Source organism: Gluconacetobacter entanii (assembly GCF_003206495.1).
GTDB classification, from domain to species: Bacteria; Pseudomonadota; Alphaproteobacteria; order Acetobacterales; family Acetobacteraceae; genus Novacetimonas; species Novacetimonas entanii.
On record NZ_NKUF01000008.1, the window covers coordinates 47,331 to 65,998 of the forward strand.

Annotated in this window: 16 protein-coding genes; 3 read left to right on the forward strand and 13 right to left on the reverse strand. The window is 64.5% G+C overall.

Annotation, left to right across the window (positions count from 1 at the left end; genetic code table 11):
* The first annotated feature begins 26 nt into the window (after positions 1-26).
* Positions 27-1,292, forward strand: coding sequence for a class I SAM-dependent RNA methyltransferase (locus CFR72_RS05545; RefSeq protein ID WP_110913061.1), 1,266 nt, complete (start codon positions 27-29; stop codon positions 1,290-1,292).
* Between the two features lie 118 nt (positions 1,293-1,410).
* Here CFR72_RS05545 and CFR72_RS05550 read toward each other — a convergent pair whose 3' ends face one another.
* The 9 genes from CFR72_RS05550 to CFR72_RS05590 all read right to left on the reverse strand — a co-directional run bounded on the left by CFR72_RS05550 (position 1,411) and on the right by CFR72_RS05590 (position 9,432).
* Positions 1,411-1,794 carry a HesB/IscA family protein gene (locus CFR72_RS05550; RefSeq protein WP_110913008.1) on the reverse strand — a complete coding sequence of 128 codons (384 nt, stop codon included), beginning with the start codon at positions 1,792-1,794 and terminating at the stop codon, positions 1,411-1,413.
* A 19-nt stretch (positions 1,795-1,813) separates the two neighbouring features.
* Positions 1,814-2,281 carry an SUF system Fe-S cluster assembly protein gene (locus tag CFR72_RS05555; RefSeq protein ID WP_110913009.1) on the reverse strand — a complete coding sequence of 156 codons (468 nt, stop codon included), beginning with the start codon at positions 2,279-2,281 and terminating at the stop codon, positions 1,814-1,816.
* A 6-nt stretch (positions 2,282-2,287) separates the two neighbouring features.
* Positions 2,288-2,716, reverse strand: coding sequence for a Fe-S cluster assembly sulfur transfer protein SufU (sufU, locus tag CFR72_RS05560; protein WP_110913010.1), 429 nt, complete (start codon positions 2,714-2,716; stop codon positions 2,288-2,290).
* A gap of 24 nt (positions 2,717-2,740) precedes the next feature.
* On the reverse strand, positions 2,741-3,991 hold the full coding sequence (locus CFR72_RS05565) for an aminotransferase class V-fold PLP-dependent enzyme (protein ID WP_110913011.1): 1,251 nt from the start codon (positions 3,989-3,991) through the stop codon (positions 2,741-2,743).
* On the reverse strand, positions 3,991-5,262 hold the full coding sequence (sufD, locus tag CFR72_RS05570; protein ID WP_110913012.1) for a Fe-S cluster assembly protein SufD: 1,272 nt from the start codon (positions 5,260-5,262) through the stop codon (positions 3,991-3,993). The genes CFR72_RS05565 and sufD overlap by 1 nt, the downstream gene beginning before the upstream one ends.
* A complete protein-coding gene (gene sufC / locus CFR72_RS05575; RefSeq protein WP_110913013.1) occupies positions 5,259-6,032 on the reverse strand; it encodes a Fe-S cluster assembly ATPase SufC in 774 nt (257 codons plus the stop codon). The genes sufD and sufC overlap by 4 nt, the downstream gene beginning before the upstream one ends.
* Positions 6,033-6,047: 15 nt before the next feature.
* Positions 6,048-7,538: a Fe-S cluster assembly protein SufB gene (gene sufB / locus CFR72_RS05580; RefSeq protein ID WP_110913014.1), complete on the reverse strand. Its 1,491-nt coding sequence runs from the start codon at positions 7,536-7,538 to the stop codon at positions 6,048-6,050.
* A gap of 17 nt (positions 7,539-7,555) precedes the next feature.
* A complete protein-coding gene (locus CFR72_RS05585; RefSeq protein ID WP_110913015.1) occupies positions 7,556-8,014 on the reverse strand; it encodes an SUF system Fe-S cluster assembly regulator in 459 nt (152 codons plus the stop codon).
* A gap of 122 nt (positions 8,015-8,136) precedes the next feature.
* Positions 8,137-9,432, reverse strand: a complete 1,296-nt coding sequence (locus CFR72_RS05590) for a DUF445 domain-containing protein (RefSeq protein WP_110913016.1) — start codon at positions 9,430-9,432, stop codon at positions 8,137-8,139.
* Positions 9,433-9,584: 152 nt separating this feature from the next.
* Here CFR72_RS05590 and CFR72_RS05595 point away from each other — a divergent pair, with 152 nt between their 5' ends.
* Positions 9,585-12,386 (forward strand): phosphoenolpyruvate carboxylase, encoded by a 2,802-nt coding sequence (locus CFR72_RS05595; protein WP_110913017.1) that lies wholly within the window; start codon positions 9,585-9,587, stop codon positions 12,384-12,386.
* A 3-nt stretch (positions 12,387-12,389) separates the two neighbouring features.
* Positions 12,390-13,229 carry an MBL fold metallo-hydrolase gene (locus tag CFR72_RS05600; RefSeq protein WP_110913018.1) on the forward strand — a complete coding sequence of 280 codons (840 nt, stop codon included), beginning with the start codon at positions 12,390-12,392 and terminating at the stop codon, positions 13,227-13,229.
* Between the two features lie 275 nt (positions 13,230-13,504).
* Here CFR72_RS05600 and fusA read toward each other — a convergent pair whose 3' ends face one another.
* From fusA to CFR72_RS05620, 4 genes are all read right to left on the reverse strand, one after another.
* Complete coding sequence (gene fusA / locus CFR72_RS05605) at positions 13,505-15,592, reverse strand: elongation factor G (RefSeq protein WP_110913019.1); 2,088 nt, start codon at positions 15,590-15,592, stop codon at positions 13,505-13,507.
* A 207-nt stretch (positions 15,593-15,799) separates the two neighbouring features.
* Positions 15,800-16,102 carry a 50S ribosomal protein L28 gene (gene rpmB / locus CFR72_RS05610; protein WP_110094223.1) on the reverse strand — a complete coding sequence of 101 codons (303 nt, stop codon included), beginning with the start codon at positions 16,100-16,102 and terminating at the stop codon, positions 15,800-15,802.
* A gap of 199 nt (positions 16,103-16,301) precedes the next feature.
* The gene (locus tag CFR72_RS05615; protein ID WP_110913020.1) at positions 16,302-16,589 is read right to left on the reverse strand and encodes a hypothetical protein; all 288 of its coding nucleotides are present in this window, start codon (positions 16,587-16,589) and stop codon (positions 16,302-16,304) included.
* Positions 16,590-16,711: 122 nt separating this feature from the next.
* On the reverse strand, positions 16,712-18,550 hold the full coding sequence (locus CFR72_RS05620) for an ABCB family ABC transporter ATP-binding protein/permease (protein ID WP_110913021.1): 1,839 nt from the start codon (positions 18,548-18,550) through the stop codon (positions 16,712-16,714).
* Between the last annotated feature and the right edge of the window lie 118 nt (positions 18,551-18,668).

Below are 18,668 nucleotides of genomic sequence, written 5' to 3' on the forward strand. Positions count from 1 at the left end.
GAAAGACTTTGCCCGTGTCTGAAATCATGCAGGTTCATATCGATGCCCTTGGCGCGGAAGGGCACGGTCTTGCACGCCTGCCTGATGGCGCGCCCCTGTTCGTGACAGGCGCCCTTCCCGGGGAGGATGTCACCATCGTCCCGACGGGTGACGGCAGGGGGCAACTGGAAACGGTGATCCATCCCAGTGCCGACCGGGTTGCGCCGGTCTGTGACCTGTTCGGGCAATGCGGCGGGTGTTCCGTCCAGTACATGTCCCTGCCCCTGTCCCTGCGGTGGAAGACGGACACGGTCCTGCGCGCCCTGCACGCCGCAGGGTACGCGGATCCGGTGCCCGTCACGTCATGGCAGGGTGCGCCCATGACCCGGCGGCGGGTGGACCTTGCCTTCGCCCGTGCGGAACAGGACATCATACTCGGACTGCATCGCAGGCGTGGCGCGGTCGTGGACATGACGCAGTGCCATGTTCTGGAACCCGCGCTGTTCGCGCTGCTTGCCCCGCTGCGGCAGATGCTGCACTCGCTGCCTGCGGTGCGGCGTGGGGGCGACCTGCAGATCAACATGCTCGACAGCGGGCCGGACCTGCTGCTTGCCACCGACGGGCCGCCAGGTCCCGACGACCGCCGGATCCTGGCGCAGTTCGCGGGCACGCACCGTATCCCGAGGATTTCATGGCGCCCCCCTGGCAGCCATGACACCCCCGAAACCGCGGCGCAGACGGCAGGCGTGTGGCATGAATTCTGTGGTGTGCGCACGGCCCCGCCACCGGGCGCCTTCCTCCAGCCCAGTCGGGCGGGCGAGGATGCGATCCGTCAGGCGGTCCTTGACGCCCTGCCGACCAAGCGGATCAGGGGCGACATCATCGAACTTTATGCCGGATGTGGCACACTGTCCTTCGCACTGGCCGAACGGGCGCGGGTCATGGCGTATGAAGGGGATGCTGCGGCGTTTGCCTGCCTGAAGCAGGCCAGTGGCGGCACGCGGGTGCAGGCGTTCCACAATGACCTCAACCGCCAGCCGGTCATGGGCACGACCCTTGCCAAGGCCGGCGCGGTCGTGCTGGACCCGCCCCATGCCGGGGCAGGTGCGCAGTTGCAGCAGATCATCGACGGCAAGCCGCTGCGTGTCATCTATGTCAGTTGCAACCCCACGGCCCTGCGGCGCGACGCGGCGAGCCTGCTGCAGGCAGGATACAGGCTGGAACGTGTCACGGTCATCGACCAGTTCCTGTGGTCCACCGAGGTGGAAAGCGTCTGCCTGTTCACCCGTCCGCCCCCGCCACGTCGGCGCTGAGGAATATTTTCCGGAGCAGATAAAAGTTTCTGGTGAAGCTTTTTCCAAAAAGCTTCACCAGAAACCGCCGCCTTTTAAAAAAGGCGGCCTCAAAAACATCGATTCTTTACCCGATCATTCAGACGTGGAAGCTCTCGCCGCAGCCACAACGCCCCTTTTCATTGGGGTTGGAAAAGGTAAAGCCGGATTCAAGCTGCTTGACCTCGTAATCCATCACCGAACCGATCAGGAACAGCGTCGCCTTGCGGTCCACCAGCACGGTCACGCCATGGTCGCGGACAACTTCGTCCCCCGGCCCCGCCTCGTCCACGAAAGACATGTCATAGGCATGGCCTGAACAGCCCTTGGTCGAAATGGCGATCCGCAGCAACTGCCCGGCATGGGCATTGGCGTAGAGCGAGGCAAGGCGTTTCGCCGCACGCTCCGTCAGGGTCATCAGCGGCGGCAGTTCACGGCGCGCGGGCGACGTGGCGGAGGCAGCAGCATCGGTATGCGTTGTCATGGCTGTATTTCCACGTGGATCAGAACATGTTCAGGGTCAGGCGGGCATCCTCGCTCATGCGCGACATGTCCCACGGCGGATCCCACACGATCTCCACCGTGGCGGTGCTGACCCTGTCAATTTTTTCGACCGCTTCCTTCACCTGCGCCGGAAGTTCCTGCGCACTGGGACAGTTGGGGGCCGTCAGCGTCATTTCAATCTTGACGGTGCCGTCATCATGCAAGTCGATGGCGTAAATCAGCCCCAGTTCATAGATGTTGACCGGGATTTCCGGGTCATAGACCGTCGCGATCGCCTCGATCACCGCATCTTCCGATACCATGCCGTCGGCTGCAGGGGCGACAGGCTGCGCGCCATCGGGGGTCCAGACGGACATGACGTCGCCCTCCTTCGCAGGGGCATGCCCTTCCTCCAGCGAGAAAGAGGCAGGCTCCTTCGCCTCCTGCTGTTCCGGGGCGGATCGCGTATCGTCGGATTTCACTTCCATGACGCTTTACCTGTCTTTCAAATCATTCAGCATGGCATTCAGTGCGGTCCACGGCAGGGTCGCGCAGCGAATGCGCGAACGATGCTGGTGCAGGGGAGCGAACACCGCGAGGTCCCCTGCCCCCTCGGCAGGCTGTCCGGTTTTCAGCATGGTCTCGAACACGGTGCCCAGTTCCGCCACCTGTGCGGCGTCATGCCCGGTGACATGTTCGGCCATCAGGTCCGCCGACGCCGCACATATGGCACAGCCACGGGTTTCATGGCGCACGGCGGCAATCCGCCCCTCCGGCGTCATCGACGCCGTCAGTCGCACCCGATCACCACAGAGCGGATTCGTCCCCTCGCCCTGTGCCTGCGCATCCGCCACCTGTCCACCAAACATGGGCGCGCTGGCGCGTTCGACAACCAGACGACGGTAAAGATCCCCCTGTGTCATTGACTCCCCTGCCTCATCGCACCCTCACACAAAGAACTTGCGAATCTGTTCAAGGGTCCGCGCAAGGACGTCGATTTCCTCCCGCGTGGTGTAGATCCCGAAACTTGCCCTTGCCGTCGCACTCAGCCCAATCCGGCGCATCAGCGGTTCGGCGCAGTGATGGCCCGCCCGCACGGCGATGCCGTTACGGTCCAGCAGCGTCGCGATGTCATGGGGATGGACGTCATCCATCGTAAAGGAAATGACGCCACCCCGGTCCCGTGCCGTGCCGACGAAATTCAGGCCCGTGACCTCGCCCAGACGTCCCAGCGCATGCTCCGTCAGCGCCGCCTCATGCGCGCCGATCGCAGCAAAGCCGATGGCCTCGATATAGGACAGCGCCGCGCCAAGGCCGATGACCTCCACGATGGCGGGGGTTCCGGCCTCGAACTTGTGCGGAACCGGCGCCCATGTCGATTTCTCGAACGTGACGGAGGAGATCATGTCCCCGCCCCCCATAAAGGGCGGCATCGCCTCCAGCAGTTCACGCCGCGCCCACAGGAACCCGATCCCGGTCGGCCCGTACAGCTTGTGCCCGGTCACGACATAGAAATCGGCATCGAGGGCCTGCACATCCACACGCCGGTGCACCGCAAGCTGGCTGCCATCGAACAGGACGCGCGCACCCGCCGCATGCGCCATGTCCGCAATGGCGCGGGCGTCGGTCACGGTGCCCAGCACGTTGGACATATGGGTGATCGCCACCAGCGCCACCCGGCCATCGGCCAGCAGGCTTGATAGCGAGTCCATGTCCAGTTCGCCGCTGTCGGTCACGGCGGCGACGCGCAGTTCGATCCCGGCGCGATCACGCAGCATCTGCCACGGGACAAGGTTGGCGTGATGCTCCATTTCGGAAATCACGACCGCCTGCCCCGGCTTCAGCAGCGCGCCATAGGACTGCGCGACGAGGTTGATGGCCTCCGTGCTGTTGCGGGTGAACACGATTTCCTCGCGTCCCGCGGCATTGATGAAGGCCGCGACCTGATCGCGGACGGCCTCGTACGCCTCGGTCGTGCGTTCGCTCATCCAGTACAGGCCACGATGGATGTTGGCGTACTGCGTGCGCATCGTATCGGCCATCGTGTCGATGACCTGACGCGGTTTCTGCGCCGATGCCGCACTGTCGAGGAAGACGAGCGGCTTTCCATGCACCTGCTGCGACAGGATCGGGAAATCGGCCCGCAGGTGCCGCAGGGCGTCGGCCGGGTCCACCGCCTGTACGAGGGTCTTGTCCATCACGCGTTCCTCTGGTTCCACCATGCCTCGACCGCAAGGTCGAGGCTGTCGCGCAGGCGCGTATCCTCCAGCAGGTGCACCACATCATGCAGGAAGGCACGGATCAGCATCGAACGCGCATCCGCCAGCGCGATGCCACGGCTGCGCAGGTAGAAAAGCTGGTCCGGGTCGATCGCACCCACCGTCGCGCCATGGCTGCACTTGACGTCATCGGCGTAGATCTCAAGTTCCGGCTTGGCGTCGATTTCCGCCGTATCCGACAGCAGGAGCGCCTGGTTCATCTGGTAGCCGTCGGTCTTCTGGGCGATGCGTTCCACGTGGATCTTACCCTGGAACACGCCGCGCGCATGACCCGCCAGCACATTCTTGACCGTCTGGCGCGATACGCAGTTGGGGGCGGCATGGGTGATGATGCTGCTCAGGTCGCCATGCTGCTTCCCGTCGAGCAGTTGCGCGCCATTGACATGCACGCAGGCCCGCTCGCCCAGCAGGGCGGCATGCACCTCATGCCGGCTCAGCGCCGCGCCAAGGGTCAGGTTGAAACTGTCATACAGCCCGTCTGACGCCACCTGCGCATGGGTCACGGCAATCTGTGACGCCTCCTGCCCTTCGGCCTGCAGGCGGGCATGGGTCAGGCGCGCGCCATCGGCCACCTGCACCTCGAACACGGGATTATGCAGGTAACTGCCCGTCCCGACCGCCGCCTCCAGCACCGCAAGGCGCGCGCCCGCACCGAGGATGATGCGATGGCGCGGATGAAAGGAAATGGGTGTCCCTTCTGCGCTGATCCCGATGCTGACCAGCAGCAGCGCGCCGGCATCCACGCCCGCATCGACATGGATGACTGCGCCATCTTCCGCCATGACGGTGTTGAGCGCGGTGCCCACGTCGCCACAGGGATCGATCCAGTCGGCAAAGGCAGGATGGGCGGCGAATGCCTCCACCCGCACGCCCTGCGGCAGGCGGGACAGCGCCGTATCAAGCCGCCCGTTGACCAGCACGATGCGCGACGTTCCCGCGCCAAGGCCGGAGACGGTTTCCACCGTCGCCAGCAGGCGCGCGACTTCGCCTGCGTCCACCTGCGCCGGTGGTGTTGCGAACGGCACGTCGGCCAGCGTGCGAAGCGAGGTGTATTTCCATGCCTCCACGCCCGCGCGCGGCAGGCCCGCCTGCGTCAGGAACGCTGCCGCCGCACGGCGTTCGGGCAGGTCCCCTTTCCCCCGGCCGAGGAAGGCGCTCGCACTGATCCCGACCGGGGCGATGGCGTTCACGCCGCCTCCGCAAGGAACTTGGCGTAACCCTGGGCCTCCAGTTCGCGGGCCAGTTCGGGGCCGCCGCTGTGGATGATGCGCCACTTGGCCATCACATGGATGCGGTCCGGCACGATATAGTCGAGCAGGCGCTGGTGATGGGTGATGACAAGCGCCGAGAAATCGGGCGAACGCAGGGAGTTCACGCCTTCGGCCACGATGCGCAGCGCGTCGATGTCCAGCCCGCTGTCGGTTTCGTCAAGGATGGCGAAGGACGGCTGGAGCATGCGCATCTGCAGCACCTCGTTGCGCTTCTTCTCCCCGCCGGAAAAGCCGACATTGACGTTGCGCTTGAGCATGTCGTCGGACATGGACAGGTGCTTCGTCTCCTTGCGCACGGCCTTGAGGAAGCCGACGGCGTCAAGCTCCTCCTGCCCGCGGGCGCGGCGCACGGCGTTGACGGCGGTGCGCAGGAAGTTGGCGTTGTTCACGCCCGGCAGTTCCACCGGCGACTGGAACGCGAGGAACAGGCCAAGGGCCGCGCGCTCCTCCGGCTCGAGCGCCAGCAGGTCCTGCCCCTTGAACGATGCGCTCCCGCCCGTGACCTCGTAATCCTCCCGCCCGGCGAGGACATAGGACAGGGTGGACTTGCCCGACCCGTTCGGGCCCATGATGGCATGGACCTCGCCCGCGGGGATTTCCAGATCGACACCGCGCAGGATTTCCTTGGGCGTCCCGGCATCCGAAATACGGGCGCACAGGCCGTCGATCCTTACAAATTCGTTACTCACGTCTCTAATCCCTGTTCAACCGACGCTGCCTTCAAGGCTGATCTGCAGAAGCTTCTGCGCTTCCACGGCGAATTCCATCGGCAGTTCCTTGAGCACATCCTTGCAGAACCCGTTGACGATCAGGCCAACGGCGTCTTCTTCCGACAGGCCGCGCTGACGGCAGTAAAATAGCTGGTCCTCGGAAATCTTGGATGTGGTTGCTTCATGTTCGATGCTGGCGGACATGTTGCGGCTTTCGATATAGGGCACGGTATGCGCCCCGCAGCGATCCCCGATCAGCAGGCTGTCGCACTGCGTGAAATTGCGCCCGCCCGATGCCTTGGGCATCATGCGCACCAGTCCGCGATAGGTGCTGTCGGACTGTCCCGCGCTGATGGTCTTGGCGATGATGGTCGAACGCGTGTTGCGCCCGATATGGATCATCTTCGTGCCCGTATCGGCCTGCTGGTGGTTGTTCGTCACCGCCACGGAATAGAACTCCCCCACCGATCCTTCGCCCTGAAGGATGCATGACGGGTATTTCCATGTGATGGCGGAACCGGTTTCCACCTGCGTCCACGAAATCTTGGACCGCGCGCCACGGCATGCGCCGCGCTTGGTCACGAAGTTGTAGATGCCGCCGCGCCCGTTCTCGTCCCCCGGATACCAGTTCTGGACCGTGGAATACTTGATGGACGCATCTTCCATCGCCACAAGCTCGACCACGGCGGCGTGCAACTGGTTCTCGTCACGCATCGGCGCGGTGCAGCCCTCGAGGTAGGAGACGGAGGCCCCGTCCTCCACCACGATCAGGGTGCGCTCGAACTGCCCGGTGTTGCGGGCGTTGATGCGGAAATAGGTCGAAAGCTCCATCGGGCAGCGCACGCCCTTCGGCACGAACACAAACGACCCGTCGGTAAAGACGGCGGCGTTCAGCGCGGCGTAGAAGTTGTCCGTCACCGGCACGACACTGCCGAGGTACTGCCGCACCAGTTCTGGATATTCCTGCACGGCCTCCGAAATGGGGCAGAAGATGACGCCCGCTTCCGACAGGGTCTTGCGGAAGGTGGTCGCGACCGACACGCTGTCGAACACGGCGTCCACCGCGACGGGGGGGCGCGCCTCCTCCCCCTCGGGCAGTTCCACACCGGCCAGCAGCGCCTGCTCATGCAGGGGGATGCCCAGCTTCTCGTAGGTGCGCAGCAGTTCGGGATCGACTTCCTCAAGGGATTTCGGGCCCGGCTTCTTCTTCGGCGCGGCGTAGTAATGCACGTCTTGGTAATCGATGGGCGGGTGATGCACCTTCGCCCATGTCGGCTCTTTCATCTCCAGCCATGAATGGTAGGCCTTCAGGCGCCATTGCAGCATCCACTCCGGCTCGTTTTTGCGGGTGGAAATCAGGCGGATGATGTCTTCGTTCAGGCCCTTTGGCGCGATATCCATCTCGATATCGGTCTCGAACCCCCATTTATAGGTGTTCTGGCCCAGCGTCTCTACGGTCTTGCGGGTCTCGGCAACTGCTGGCATCTGTCTTCACTCCTCCTTCAGGCCGTGGCCATTGGGCCGAGGGCCGCGGACGGGGCATCGGGGCCTCGCCGGGATGTCACTGTATGGTTCTGCATGTCGGACAACGAAATGGACGACAGCGCCTGCAGGATCGCGCCGTTGACCGCATCCCATTGTCCCACCAGCCCGCATTTCGAACGCGCGTCGCATTCCCCGCCATCGACACAGGTCGTCAGCGAAATCGGCCCGTCGATCGCCTGGATCACCGCCGCGACCGAGATCTGCGACAGTGGCCGCGCAAGGCGATAGCCGCCACGTGCGCCGCGCTGCGAAATGACGATCCCCTGCGCGGCCAGCACCTTGAGCACCTTGGCGATGGTCGGTTCCGGGATCCCGGTGGAACGCGACAGCACGGGAGAGGTCGTGACGTCCTCTTTCTGTCCAAGACGGACCAGGGCCACGACGGCGTAATCGGTCAGTTTTGAAAGTTTCAGCATTCTGCCCTCCCGTACCCGCCACGTCCAACATTAAATGGACCAGACTGGTACTGATTTACTCAGTTCCAGATGAGACACCTGTCGCGGTTCGTCAAGTTCATTTGGCACATCATGATGCTTTCCTATCCGATGCCGGTGCCGAATATAAGCTGAAGTAGCACGGACAGGCCACATCCGGCCAGAAAACCGACCAGCGTCCCGTTGAAGCGTACATACTGAAGATCGCGCCCGACACGCAGTTCCAGCCGGTCGCTCAGGGCGTTCGCGTCCCACCCGGCCACGACCGAAGCAATAAAACGTGACATGCTGTCACGCAGGAACGGCAGGCTGCTGTTGACCATGCGCTGGGCCGCGTCATTGACGCGCTGGCGCATCTGCGCATCGTGGTACATCTGTTCCGACAGGCGGTGCAGCGCGTCGCGGACGATGGATGCGGTCCATCCTTCCTCCCCCCTGGCGATGTCGCTTTCGATCACCTGCCGCAGGCGGTGCCAGATATCACCGCTCCATCCGCGGATGCTGTCATGTGACAGGACCCCCTTGATCGTGCCGGCCAGGTCGCGGCGGCGGTCGGCATCCTGCTCGATCCGGTCGATTTCCGCGCGGACCCAGGTGGTGAATCCTTCGCGCAGTTCGGAATTCTGCGGGTCGATCCGGTCAAGTTCCTCGCTCGCGGCGGTCAGGACCTTCGTGGCGATGGAGCCGCCAATGGCCCAGCCAAGGATGCGCCCGCCCTGTTCGCGCACGCGCTCCTCGATCATCTGGCGCAGGGAGTGTTCCTTGGACTTCAGCCCGTCCTTGAGCCGCATCAGCAGGAACGACAGCACCTCCTGGTGGCGGTCCCCATCGACCAGGGCGCGCATGCTGCGGATCATGATGGGGGCGATTTCCTCCCCCCCCAGCAGGCTGGGCACAAGGCGGGAGATCGCGTTGCTGGCGCGCCCGTCCTCCAGCCGGTCCAGCATGTGCGGCACCGCGCCGATGACCGCGCGGTTGACGGTGGACACGGTTTCGGGATCGCGCAGGATGTCGCCGATCACGCTGGGCAGGTCGATGCGCTGCATCGCCTTCGCCACGTCCTGTTCGGTAAAGACGTTGGTGGAGACGAACCGCCCCAGCGCCTGGGCCAGGCGTTCCTGCTGCGCCGGCAGGATGGCGGTATGCGGGATGGGCAGGCCCATGGGCCTGCGGAACAGGGCCGTGACCGCGAACCAGTCCGCCAGCCCGCCGACCACCCCGGCCTTCGCCCCCGAGCGCAGGACGTCAAGCCACGCATGATCGGCCATCACCCCCGATGCCGGCAGGGCATAGCCCGCGACCGTCAGGCCCGCCATCCCGACCAACAGCCCGGTTGCCGACCATTTGTAACGCTGCAGGACACGCCAGGCGTCCCTGTCGGCTTGTGGAATGTTGTTCATGAACCTTTTGATACCATTATGTGTCCCCGGACCCAATACGCCGTGGCCGGGAACCTCCAAATACACGTGAACACAACCCCGTGGCGATTGCGAAGCGACGACGAACATGGGACGCTGGGGGCATCATGCAATTTTCACGACAGGACCCTCTGATGTCACAGGCCTCTGCCCCTCATGCGACAGACATGCTGCAGCAGCAGGCCCGCGAACTTGTGGCGATCCCCGCCCTTTCCGACAACCCGGTCATGACGCTGGCACGCAGCATCGGACGGCAGATCGACAGGGATGGCCTGTCGATCGACGCGCTGGAGGCGTGGGTGCGCCGCCTGCGTGACGCCGCCTTCGCCCGGCGTGCGTGCCATATCGCCGCCTATGTCGGGGGCGTGGACGACGCGGTCATCGAACAGCGCATGCGCGACGTGGCGCGTCGCATCATGCAGCCCGACCCCAATGACAGCCCGGTGCCCATCGCCCGCTTTCGCGCCGCCACCGAACGCAGCCGCTTTGCCGCCGTGTTCACAGCCCACCCGACCTTCGCGCTGGCCAACCCGGTCTATGACTGCCTTGCCGAGATGGCGACGCAGAACCCGCAGCAGTCCCCGACCGACGTCCCGGCCTTCCTGACGCATCGACGCGCGGCGCCGCCGACACTGGACGAGGAGTTCATGCTGGCGACGCAGGCGATCCTGCGCGGGCGCAATGCGCTGGACCGCCTGACGCGCATCCTCCTGACCGAGGCGCGGGCCCACTGGCCGCAACTGTGGGCGACGCTGGCGCCACGCCCGATCATCATGACAAGCTGGGTCGGATACGACACGGACGGGCGCACCGATATCGGCTGGTGGGACACGCTGCGGCTGCGGCTGCGCATGAAGCATATGCAACTGACGCGCCTTGGTGCGCAGATCGCGCCTGTCACGTCCGTCCCCAACGACCTGCATGAACGCGTAACCCGCGCCGTACAGGCGGTGGAGGCACAGATCGCCGCCTGCCCCGATGGCGCCGACCCGCAGGCCGTGGCCAATTTCGCCGCCGTCCTGATCGGCCGCCGTGACGAGGCCCTGACCAGCAGCAACGACCTCGCCCCCACCTTTGCCGAGGCCATCGACGCCGCCACTCCCGATGACAAGATGACGCTGGCGGTCGCGCGCGCGGGCTTCATGGCCCATGGCCTGTCGGCCGCGCACACGCATGTGCGGCTCAACTCCACGCAACTGCACAATGTCGCACGCCAGCGCCTGGGCATTACCGACAATCCCGACATCCATGCACAGCGCCGCGCCCTGATCGCCCGCATGGACGAGGCGCTGGACACGACGCAGCCCATCGACATCGATTTCGGCTCCCTGCTGGTGGAACAGTCCACGGCGGGCCGGCTGATGATGACGGTGCGCCAGATCCTGCGCCATATCGACCGCACCACCCCCATCCGCTTCCTGATCGCGGAGACGGAAACCGGCTACACCCTGCTGACGGCGCTGTGGCTGGCGCGCCTGCTGGGCGTAGAAGAGATGATCGAGATCTCCCCCCTGTTCGAGACGCAGGACGCGCTGGAACAGGGCGAGCACCTGATTGAGGAAGCCCTGCATTCCCCGCACTGGCGCGCCTACCTGCAGCGCACGCGCAAGCTCAGCCTGCAGTTCGGCTTTTCGGATTCGGGACGCTATGTGGGGCAGTTGGCCGCGACCTACCTGATCGAGCGGCTGCGGCTGAAGGTCTGTGACCTGCTGCGGCAATGGGACCTCGCCTTCGTGGAGGTCATCCTGTTCGACACCCATGGGGAGAGCATCGGGCGCGGCGCGCATCCCTACAGCCTGGCGGACCGTTTCGACTACCTCTCCCCGCCGCACGCACGCATGCGCTTCCTGCAGGCCGGCATCCGCCTGCGCGAGGAGACGGCGTTCCAGGGCGGGGACGGCTACCTCCTGTTCGGGACGCAGCCACTGGCGGACGCAACCGTCAGCGTGATTGCCGAACATGCGTTCGCCGCGACCTCCATCGACGAGGACCCGGTTTACGACGAACCTGATTTCTCCGCCGATTTCTTCTCCGCCATCGCGCGCGGCATGACGGGACTGGTGGAGGATCCGGGCTATGCCGCGCTGCTGGGCGCGTTCGGGCCGTCGCTGATCGACAAGACGGGATCGCGCCCCTCCGCTCGGCAGAGCGACACGGCCGCCATCACCACGCGCATCCGCCATCCCAGCCAGTTGCGCGCCATCCCCAACAACGCCATCCTCCAGCAGCTTGGCTGGTGCGCCAACACGCTGCAGGGACTGGGGACCGCCGCCGCGCGCCATCCCGACACGTTCGAACGCTACCTCAGCGACAGTCCGCGCTTCCGCCGGGCGCTGGATTTCGCGGCCCATGCGCTGGCCCATTCCAGCGACGGCGTCCTGCGCGGTGTCATCCGCCTGCTGGACCCGGACATGTGGCTGCAGCGCGCGACGGCCCACCATGACCCGAAGCAGCAGGAAGCCTGCCTGACGCTGATGCATGGGCTGGAGCGGCTGGATTTCTGGGCCTGCACGCAATCCATGTTCCGGCGCCTGCAATCCGATCACCTGGCGTTGCGCAACGCATGGCCCAGCGCCCCGAGGATGGAGGCCGACGAGATGCTGCTGCATGCCATCCGCATCGCCGTGATCGAACAGATCTGGATGCTGTCCACCCGCATCCCGTATTTCGCGCCGCGCAACGCCTTTACCCGCGACGTGCTGACGGCGAAGGTCCTGTGCCTCGAGATCCCCGACGTGCTCAAGGAGCTTGAAAAGATCTTCCCCTATCATGCGTATCGCAGCTTCGACCTCGATTTCCATGAACCGCATGGCCCACGCGACGAAGGGACCTACATGCGCGAATACACGGAGATTTTTGAACCGATGCAGCGCCTGTTCTCGCTGATACGCGAAATCAGCACCGGCGTGATGCACCATGTCGGGGCCTTTGGCTGAGCCATGTCGCGTTATGACTGGCGCGTGGTGGAGGCACCGCCCCCCTGTGGCGTGGCGATCGCGGCCACGCCCACCCTCCGTCGCGTGGTGGCCGACAATCCCGGCCCGATGACCGGCAACGGCACCAACACATGGATTGTCGATCATGCCGACGGGGGATGCGCCGTCATCGATCCCGGCGTCGCGGATGACGCGCACCTCGACGCGGTGCAACGCGCCCTGAATGGCCGGCCCCTGACGCACATCATCCTGACGCACACCCATTACGACCACCTTGACGGGGCCGTCCCGCTGTCACGCCGCACCGGGGCCCCCATCCATGCATGGCACCGCAGCGCGGAGCCTGCATTTACACCCGATGTAGGGCTGCATGACCTCGATCTGGTCGCGGGACTGCGGGTGCTCCATACCCCCGGCCACGCGACGGATCATATCTGCCTGCAGACCACCGATGGCGTGATCCTGACGGGCGATCACGTGATGGGATGGTCCACCACGCTGATCCCCACTGCCCCGCACGGGTCGGTGCAGATGTTCCTCGACAGCATGGAACGCCTGCTGCGATGCAGGCCGCGCCTGCTGCTGTCGGCGCATGGGCCGGTCATAGAACAGCCTGAAACCTGCATGCGCGGCCTGATCGAACATCGCCTGTCGCGACATGAAAGCATTGCCGCGCTGATGCTGCCTTCCCCCCGCACGCCGGAACAGATTGTCGATGCGGCATATCACCGCCTGCGCCCCGGTCTGCGGCGGGCGGCACTGCTGAACCTGCGGGCGCATCTGGAAAAGCTGCGTGATGACGGGCGGGCGGTACAGGCTGGCGACACCTGGGCCCACGCGTAGTCTTTTTCAATTACGATGGAAGGGTCGGGGGATCGCCTTTTTTCAACAGGGCGGTGTCTTTTGAAGCTTTTTGAAAAAAGCTTCACCAAAAACTTTTGAAATTTCGGGCTTTGCCCGGTTCTGGCGGGAACGGGACGGCCCCCATGCGCTGGAAAGCCATGGTTTCCGAAGGGCAATGTCCTCTGGCGGGTTTCAGGGCAGACCCACATTCCCAAAGAAAAAGGCCAGCCCCCGAAGGAGGCTGGCCCTGTTCCCGTCTGTCCTGTCTGCCGTGATCAGGCGGACTTGGACATGATTTCCTCTGCCACGTTGCGCGGCACCGGATCGTAGTGATGGAACTGCATCGTGAAGGACGCACGGCCCTTCGTCATCGAACGCAGGTGCGAGATGTAGCCGAACATTTCCTTCAGCGGCACCAGCGCACGGACCATGACGGTCGAGCCCGAGCTTTCCTGGTTCTGGATCATGCCACGACGACGGTTCAGGTCACCCACCACGTCACCGACATGGTCGTTCGGGGTGGTGATTTCCACGTCCATGATCGGCTCGAGGATGACCGGACCGGCCTTCTTCATGCCTTCACGGAAGCAGGCCTTCGCCGCGATTTCGAACGCCAGCGCGGACGAGTCGACGTCATGGTACTTACCGTCGAGCAGCGTGAACTTGAAGTCCACCGTCGGGAAGCCCGCCAGCACGCCCGTGGAGGCCTGCATGGTGATGCCCTTTTCAACGGCCGGGATGTATTCACGCGGCACGGAACCACCGACGACCTTGTTCTCGAAGGAGATGCCTTCGTTACGCTCGACCGGCGCAAACTCGATCTTCACTTCCGCGAACTGGCCCGAACCACCCGACTGCTTCTTGTGGGTGTAGGTTTCGGTGTGCGCCTGGGTGATCGTCTCGCGATACGCAACCTGCGGCGCGCCGATGTTCGCATCCACGCCATATTCACGACGCAGGCGGTCGATGATGATGTCGAGGTGCAGTTCGCCCATGCCCGACAGGATGGTCTGGCCGGTTTCCTGATCGGTCTTCAAGCGCAGGGAGGGATCTTCACCGGACAGCTTCTGCAGCGCCAGCGTCATCTTTTCCACCGCGTCCTTCGTCTTCGGCTCGACGGAGATGTCGATGACGGGAACCGGGAAGGTCATGCGTTCCAGAACCACCGGATCGGCAGGATCGGCCAGCGTATCACCCGTCTGGGTGTCCTTCAGGCCGACGAACGCCGCGATGTCACCGGCATGCACTTCCTTGAGTTCCTCACGCTTGTCCGCGTGCATCTGGAAGATGCGGCCGATACGCTCCTTGTGGCCCTTCGTGGTGTTCAGCACGGTGTCACCGGTGCGCAGCACGCCACGATAGACACGCACGAACGTCAGCGTGCCGTACTTGTCGTTGATGATCTTGAACGCCAGGCCCGCGAACTTCCCGTCGGGATCGACCGGGATGATCGGCAGCTTGTTCTCGTCAACTTCCTCGTCTTCCGGCGGCGCGATGCGGATGCCCTCGACATCGTCCGGCGCGGGCAGGAAGTCGATGACCGCATCGAGCAGCGGCTGAACGCCCTTGTTCTTGAACGCCGTGCCGCACAGGACGGGACGGAACTCGCCCGAGATGGTGCCCTTCTTGATGCAGCGCTTCAGCGTCGCGACATCAACGTCACCCTTGTCGAAATACTCTTCCATCGCGGCGTCATCGACGGCCAGCGCGGTGTCGAGCAGGTTCTGGCGGGCTTCCTTCGCCTTTTCCAGCAGGTCGGCGGGGATTTCCTCGTCATGGAACTTCGCGCCGAGTTCGCCGCCTTCCCAGACGATGGCCTTCATCTCGATCAGGTCAACGACACCGACGAAGTTCTCTTCCGCGCCAATCGGCAGCTGCAGCGGAATCGCGACGATGTCGAGCTTTTCCTTCAGCGTGTCGAACGCGTGATAGAAATCGGCGCCGGTGCGGTCCAGCTTGTTGATGAAGATGATGCGCGGGACGTTGTAGCGGTCGGCCAGACGCCAGTTGGTTTCCGACTGCGGCTGCACGCCGGCGACGCCTTCGATGATGAACACCGCGCCATCGAGCACACGCAGCGAGCGGTTGACTTCGATGTTGAAGTCAATGTGGCCCGGGGTGTCGATGATGTTGATGCGATGGCCTTCCCATTCGCACGTCACGGCGGCGGACGTGATGGTGATGCCGCGCTCACGTTCCTGCGCCATGTAATCGGTGGTGGTGTTGCCCTCATGGACTTCACCGATCTTGTGCGACACACCGGTGTAATACAGGATGCGCTCGGTCGTCGTGGTCTTACCCGCATCGATGTGCGCGGTAATACCGATATTGCGAATCAGGGACAGATCAGACTTGTCGGACACGGGAGAACCTCCACAAGACAACGTGGGCGCGAACGGGACGGGGTTCCCTTCGCGCCTGCCGGGACCGTGAGCTGCTCCCGCCCCAAACCGCGATGGCTGGACGATGCAGACCGGCACGACGGAATAACGGACCTGACATCGGCCAGGCCTCTGCGCGACACCGCATCCGCGCGTTCTTCACGGCGCGGATGCGGGTCGTGGCCGCCTTCAGGCTGCGGCGGCGGCCTTGCGGCCCTGCACGCGCAGGATGCGGCGCTTGACGGTCATCGCCTCGGGCGTCAGCTTCCGGTTGGGCGTGGACAGCAGGAACGCGTCCAGACCGCCATTATGCTCGACCGTGCGGATCCCGTTGGTGCTCAGGCGCAGGCGCACCGGCGTGCCGAGAATGTCGGACAGGAGCGAGGTTTCCTGCAGGTTCGGCAGGAAACGGCGGCGGGACTTGTTGTTGGCGTGGCTGACGTTGTTTCCGGTCAGCACGCCTTTGCCCGTGATCTGGCAACGGCGAGACATAAGTATCATCCTCGGATAAGACTGGGGCCGAGGCACTGATGCCCGGCTTAAGGATCGTCTAGATTAGGCGCGGCTTATCGCCAAACCACCGCAATCCGTCAAGACGGATATGCCATGATTCGGCGTTTTTTGTCTGAAAACAGGGTTTTTTGCCCCTCTCCCCTCCTGATTCGGCGGGAATGTGACACATCCCCCTGCGTCAGTTCTTGCCCGCGCGGTCATGTTCGGGGTGCAGTTCGCCCGCCTGCACGCTGTGCAGGGCATTTTCAAGCATCGCCTGCATGGCGTCCTTGCCCATGGTGCGCGACAGCAGGCCCAGCGCGCCACCCAGCAGCGCGGAGGAGATGGCAACCGGCGGCAGGTTTTCACCCAGCATGTATTCGATCGCCTTGTCCACGACCGCGCCGCAATGGCTCAGTTCGGCGGGGATACCGCCATCCTGCCCGGCCCCGGCGGCGTCATGGGGCGTGTTCTTCGTATCCGTCATTTCAGGAAAGCTCCCTTCCGGCTTGTCTGTTCGTGTCCTTCATATGGACCCTGCCCACGCCGCTGACCAGAGGGCGTGCCGACGCGCGATGTCCGTCCCGCGCCACCGGCGGGGGCACGGCATCAGTCCTGGGCCACCTGCGCCTTTGCGTTCTCCTCCGCCTGCGCGGCCCACATCCCGGCGTACAGCCCCCCACGTTCGAGCAGCGTGCGGTGGTCGCCACGTTCGCGGATCACCCCCTTTTCCATCACGAGGATTTCATCCGCGTCGATCACGGTCGACAGCCTGTGGGCGATGATGATGGTGGTCCGGTGCGCGGCCACCGTGCGCAGGGCGGACTGGATTTCATGTTCGGTGCGCGTATCCAGCGCACTTGTCGCCTCGTCCAGCAGCAGGATGCGCGGGTTCTTCAGGATGGTGCGCGCGATCGCCACGCGCTGCTTTTCCCCGCCCGACAGCTTCAGCCCGCGTTCGCCCACGCGCGTGGCATAGCCATCGGGCAGCGAGGCGATGAAGTCATGGATCCGCGCCAGTCGCGCCGCCTGCTCCACCTGCGCCTGTGTCGCGCCAAGGCAGCCATAGGCGATGTTGTAGCCGATGGTGTCGTTGAACAGGATGGTATCCTGCGGCACGACGCCGATGGCCGCGCGCAGGGCCGATTGCGCATAGTCGCGGATGTCGTGGCCATCGACCTCGATCGACCCCGCATCCACGTCGTAGAAGCGGAACAGCAGCCTGCTGATGGTGGACTTGCCCGCCCCCGTCGGCCCGACGATGGCGACACGGCTGCCCGCGCGGACGTGGAAGCTGACATCATGCAGGATCTCGCGCCCCGGCCGGTAGCCAAAGCGCACATGGCGGAAGCGGACATCGGCGGCCGGGGCCTCGTCAAGGCGTGCGGGCAGCGTCAGCGCGCCGGTACGGTCCACCACGTCGGAACGCTCATCAAGCAGCGCGAACATGTGTTCAAGGTCCACCAGCGAATTGCGCAGGGAGGAATAGACGCTGCCCAGGAAGTTCAGCGGCAGGTAAAGTTGCATCAGGTAGGTGTTGACCAGCACGAAATGCCCGACGCTCAGCCGCCCGGCCTCCACGTCGCGCGCGGCCATCAGCATGACCGCGATCAGGGCCACGGCGATGATCGCCGCCTGCCCGAAATTCAGCCCGTTGAGCGAAAGCTGCGTGCGGATCGCCGCCTTTTCATACCGGTCCTGCGCATCCTCGTACCGGTCGCGCTCATGCGCCTCGTTGCCGAAATACTTGACCGTCTCGTAATTGAGCAGGCTGTCGAGCGCCTTCCAGCTTGCCTCGCTGTTGATCTCGTTCATGCGGCGGCGCAGCCCGATCCGCCATGAGGTGAACGATACCGTAAAGCCGACATACGCCGCGACCGCCACCAGCATGATGATGGCATAGCGCCAGTCGAACAGCCGCCAGATGACGATGATGACCATCAGCGCCTCGATCAGGGTCGGCACCACGTTGAACACGCCCACGCGCAGCAGCGTCTCGATCGCCTCCGTCCCGCGCGCGATGGCACGAGTGACGCTGCCGGACTGCCGGTTGAGGTGAAAGCGCAGCGAAAGCTGGTGCATGTGCTCGAAACTGCGGATGGCGGCGACGCGGCTGATGCGAAAGCGCAGCGGCGCGAACAGCGCGTCACGCAGTTCGCCAAGCCCCGCGGCCAGCATGCGCAGCCCCCCATACGCCACGACCAGCAGCAGCGGCAGCATCCCCGCCGACGGCCCCGGATGCAGTGCGTCGATCACCCGGCTGTAGAGGTAGGGCACGCAGATCGTGGCCACCTTCGCCAGCACCAGAAGCACGCACACCCCCACCACCCGCAGGCGCACGCCAAGGTCATGCGGCGGCCACAGGTACGGCAGCAGGGCATGCAGGGTCTTGATGGCCGAGGTTTCGGTATCGGGCGCGCGGCGGTCGGTGGCACGGGATGCAGTCATGCCTTCGGATGTGACATGCCCCCACCGATTTGCAAGCCATATTCCACACCGGTTCCGTAGCCACCGGACAGGTGCTGCGGCCTGAGCAAAGGATTGTCAGCCCCCGGAGCAGCCGTTA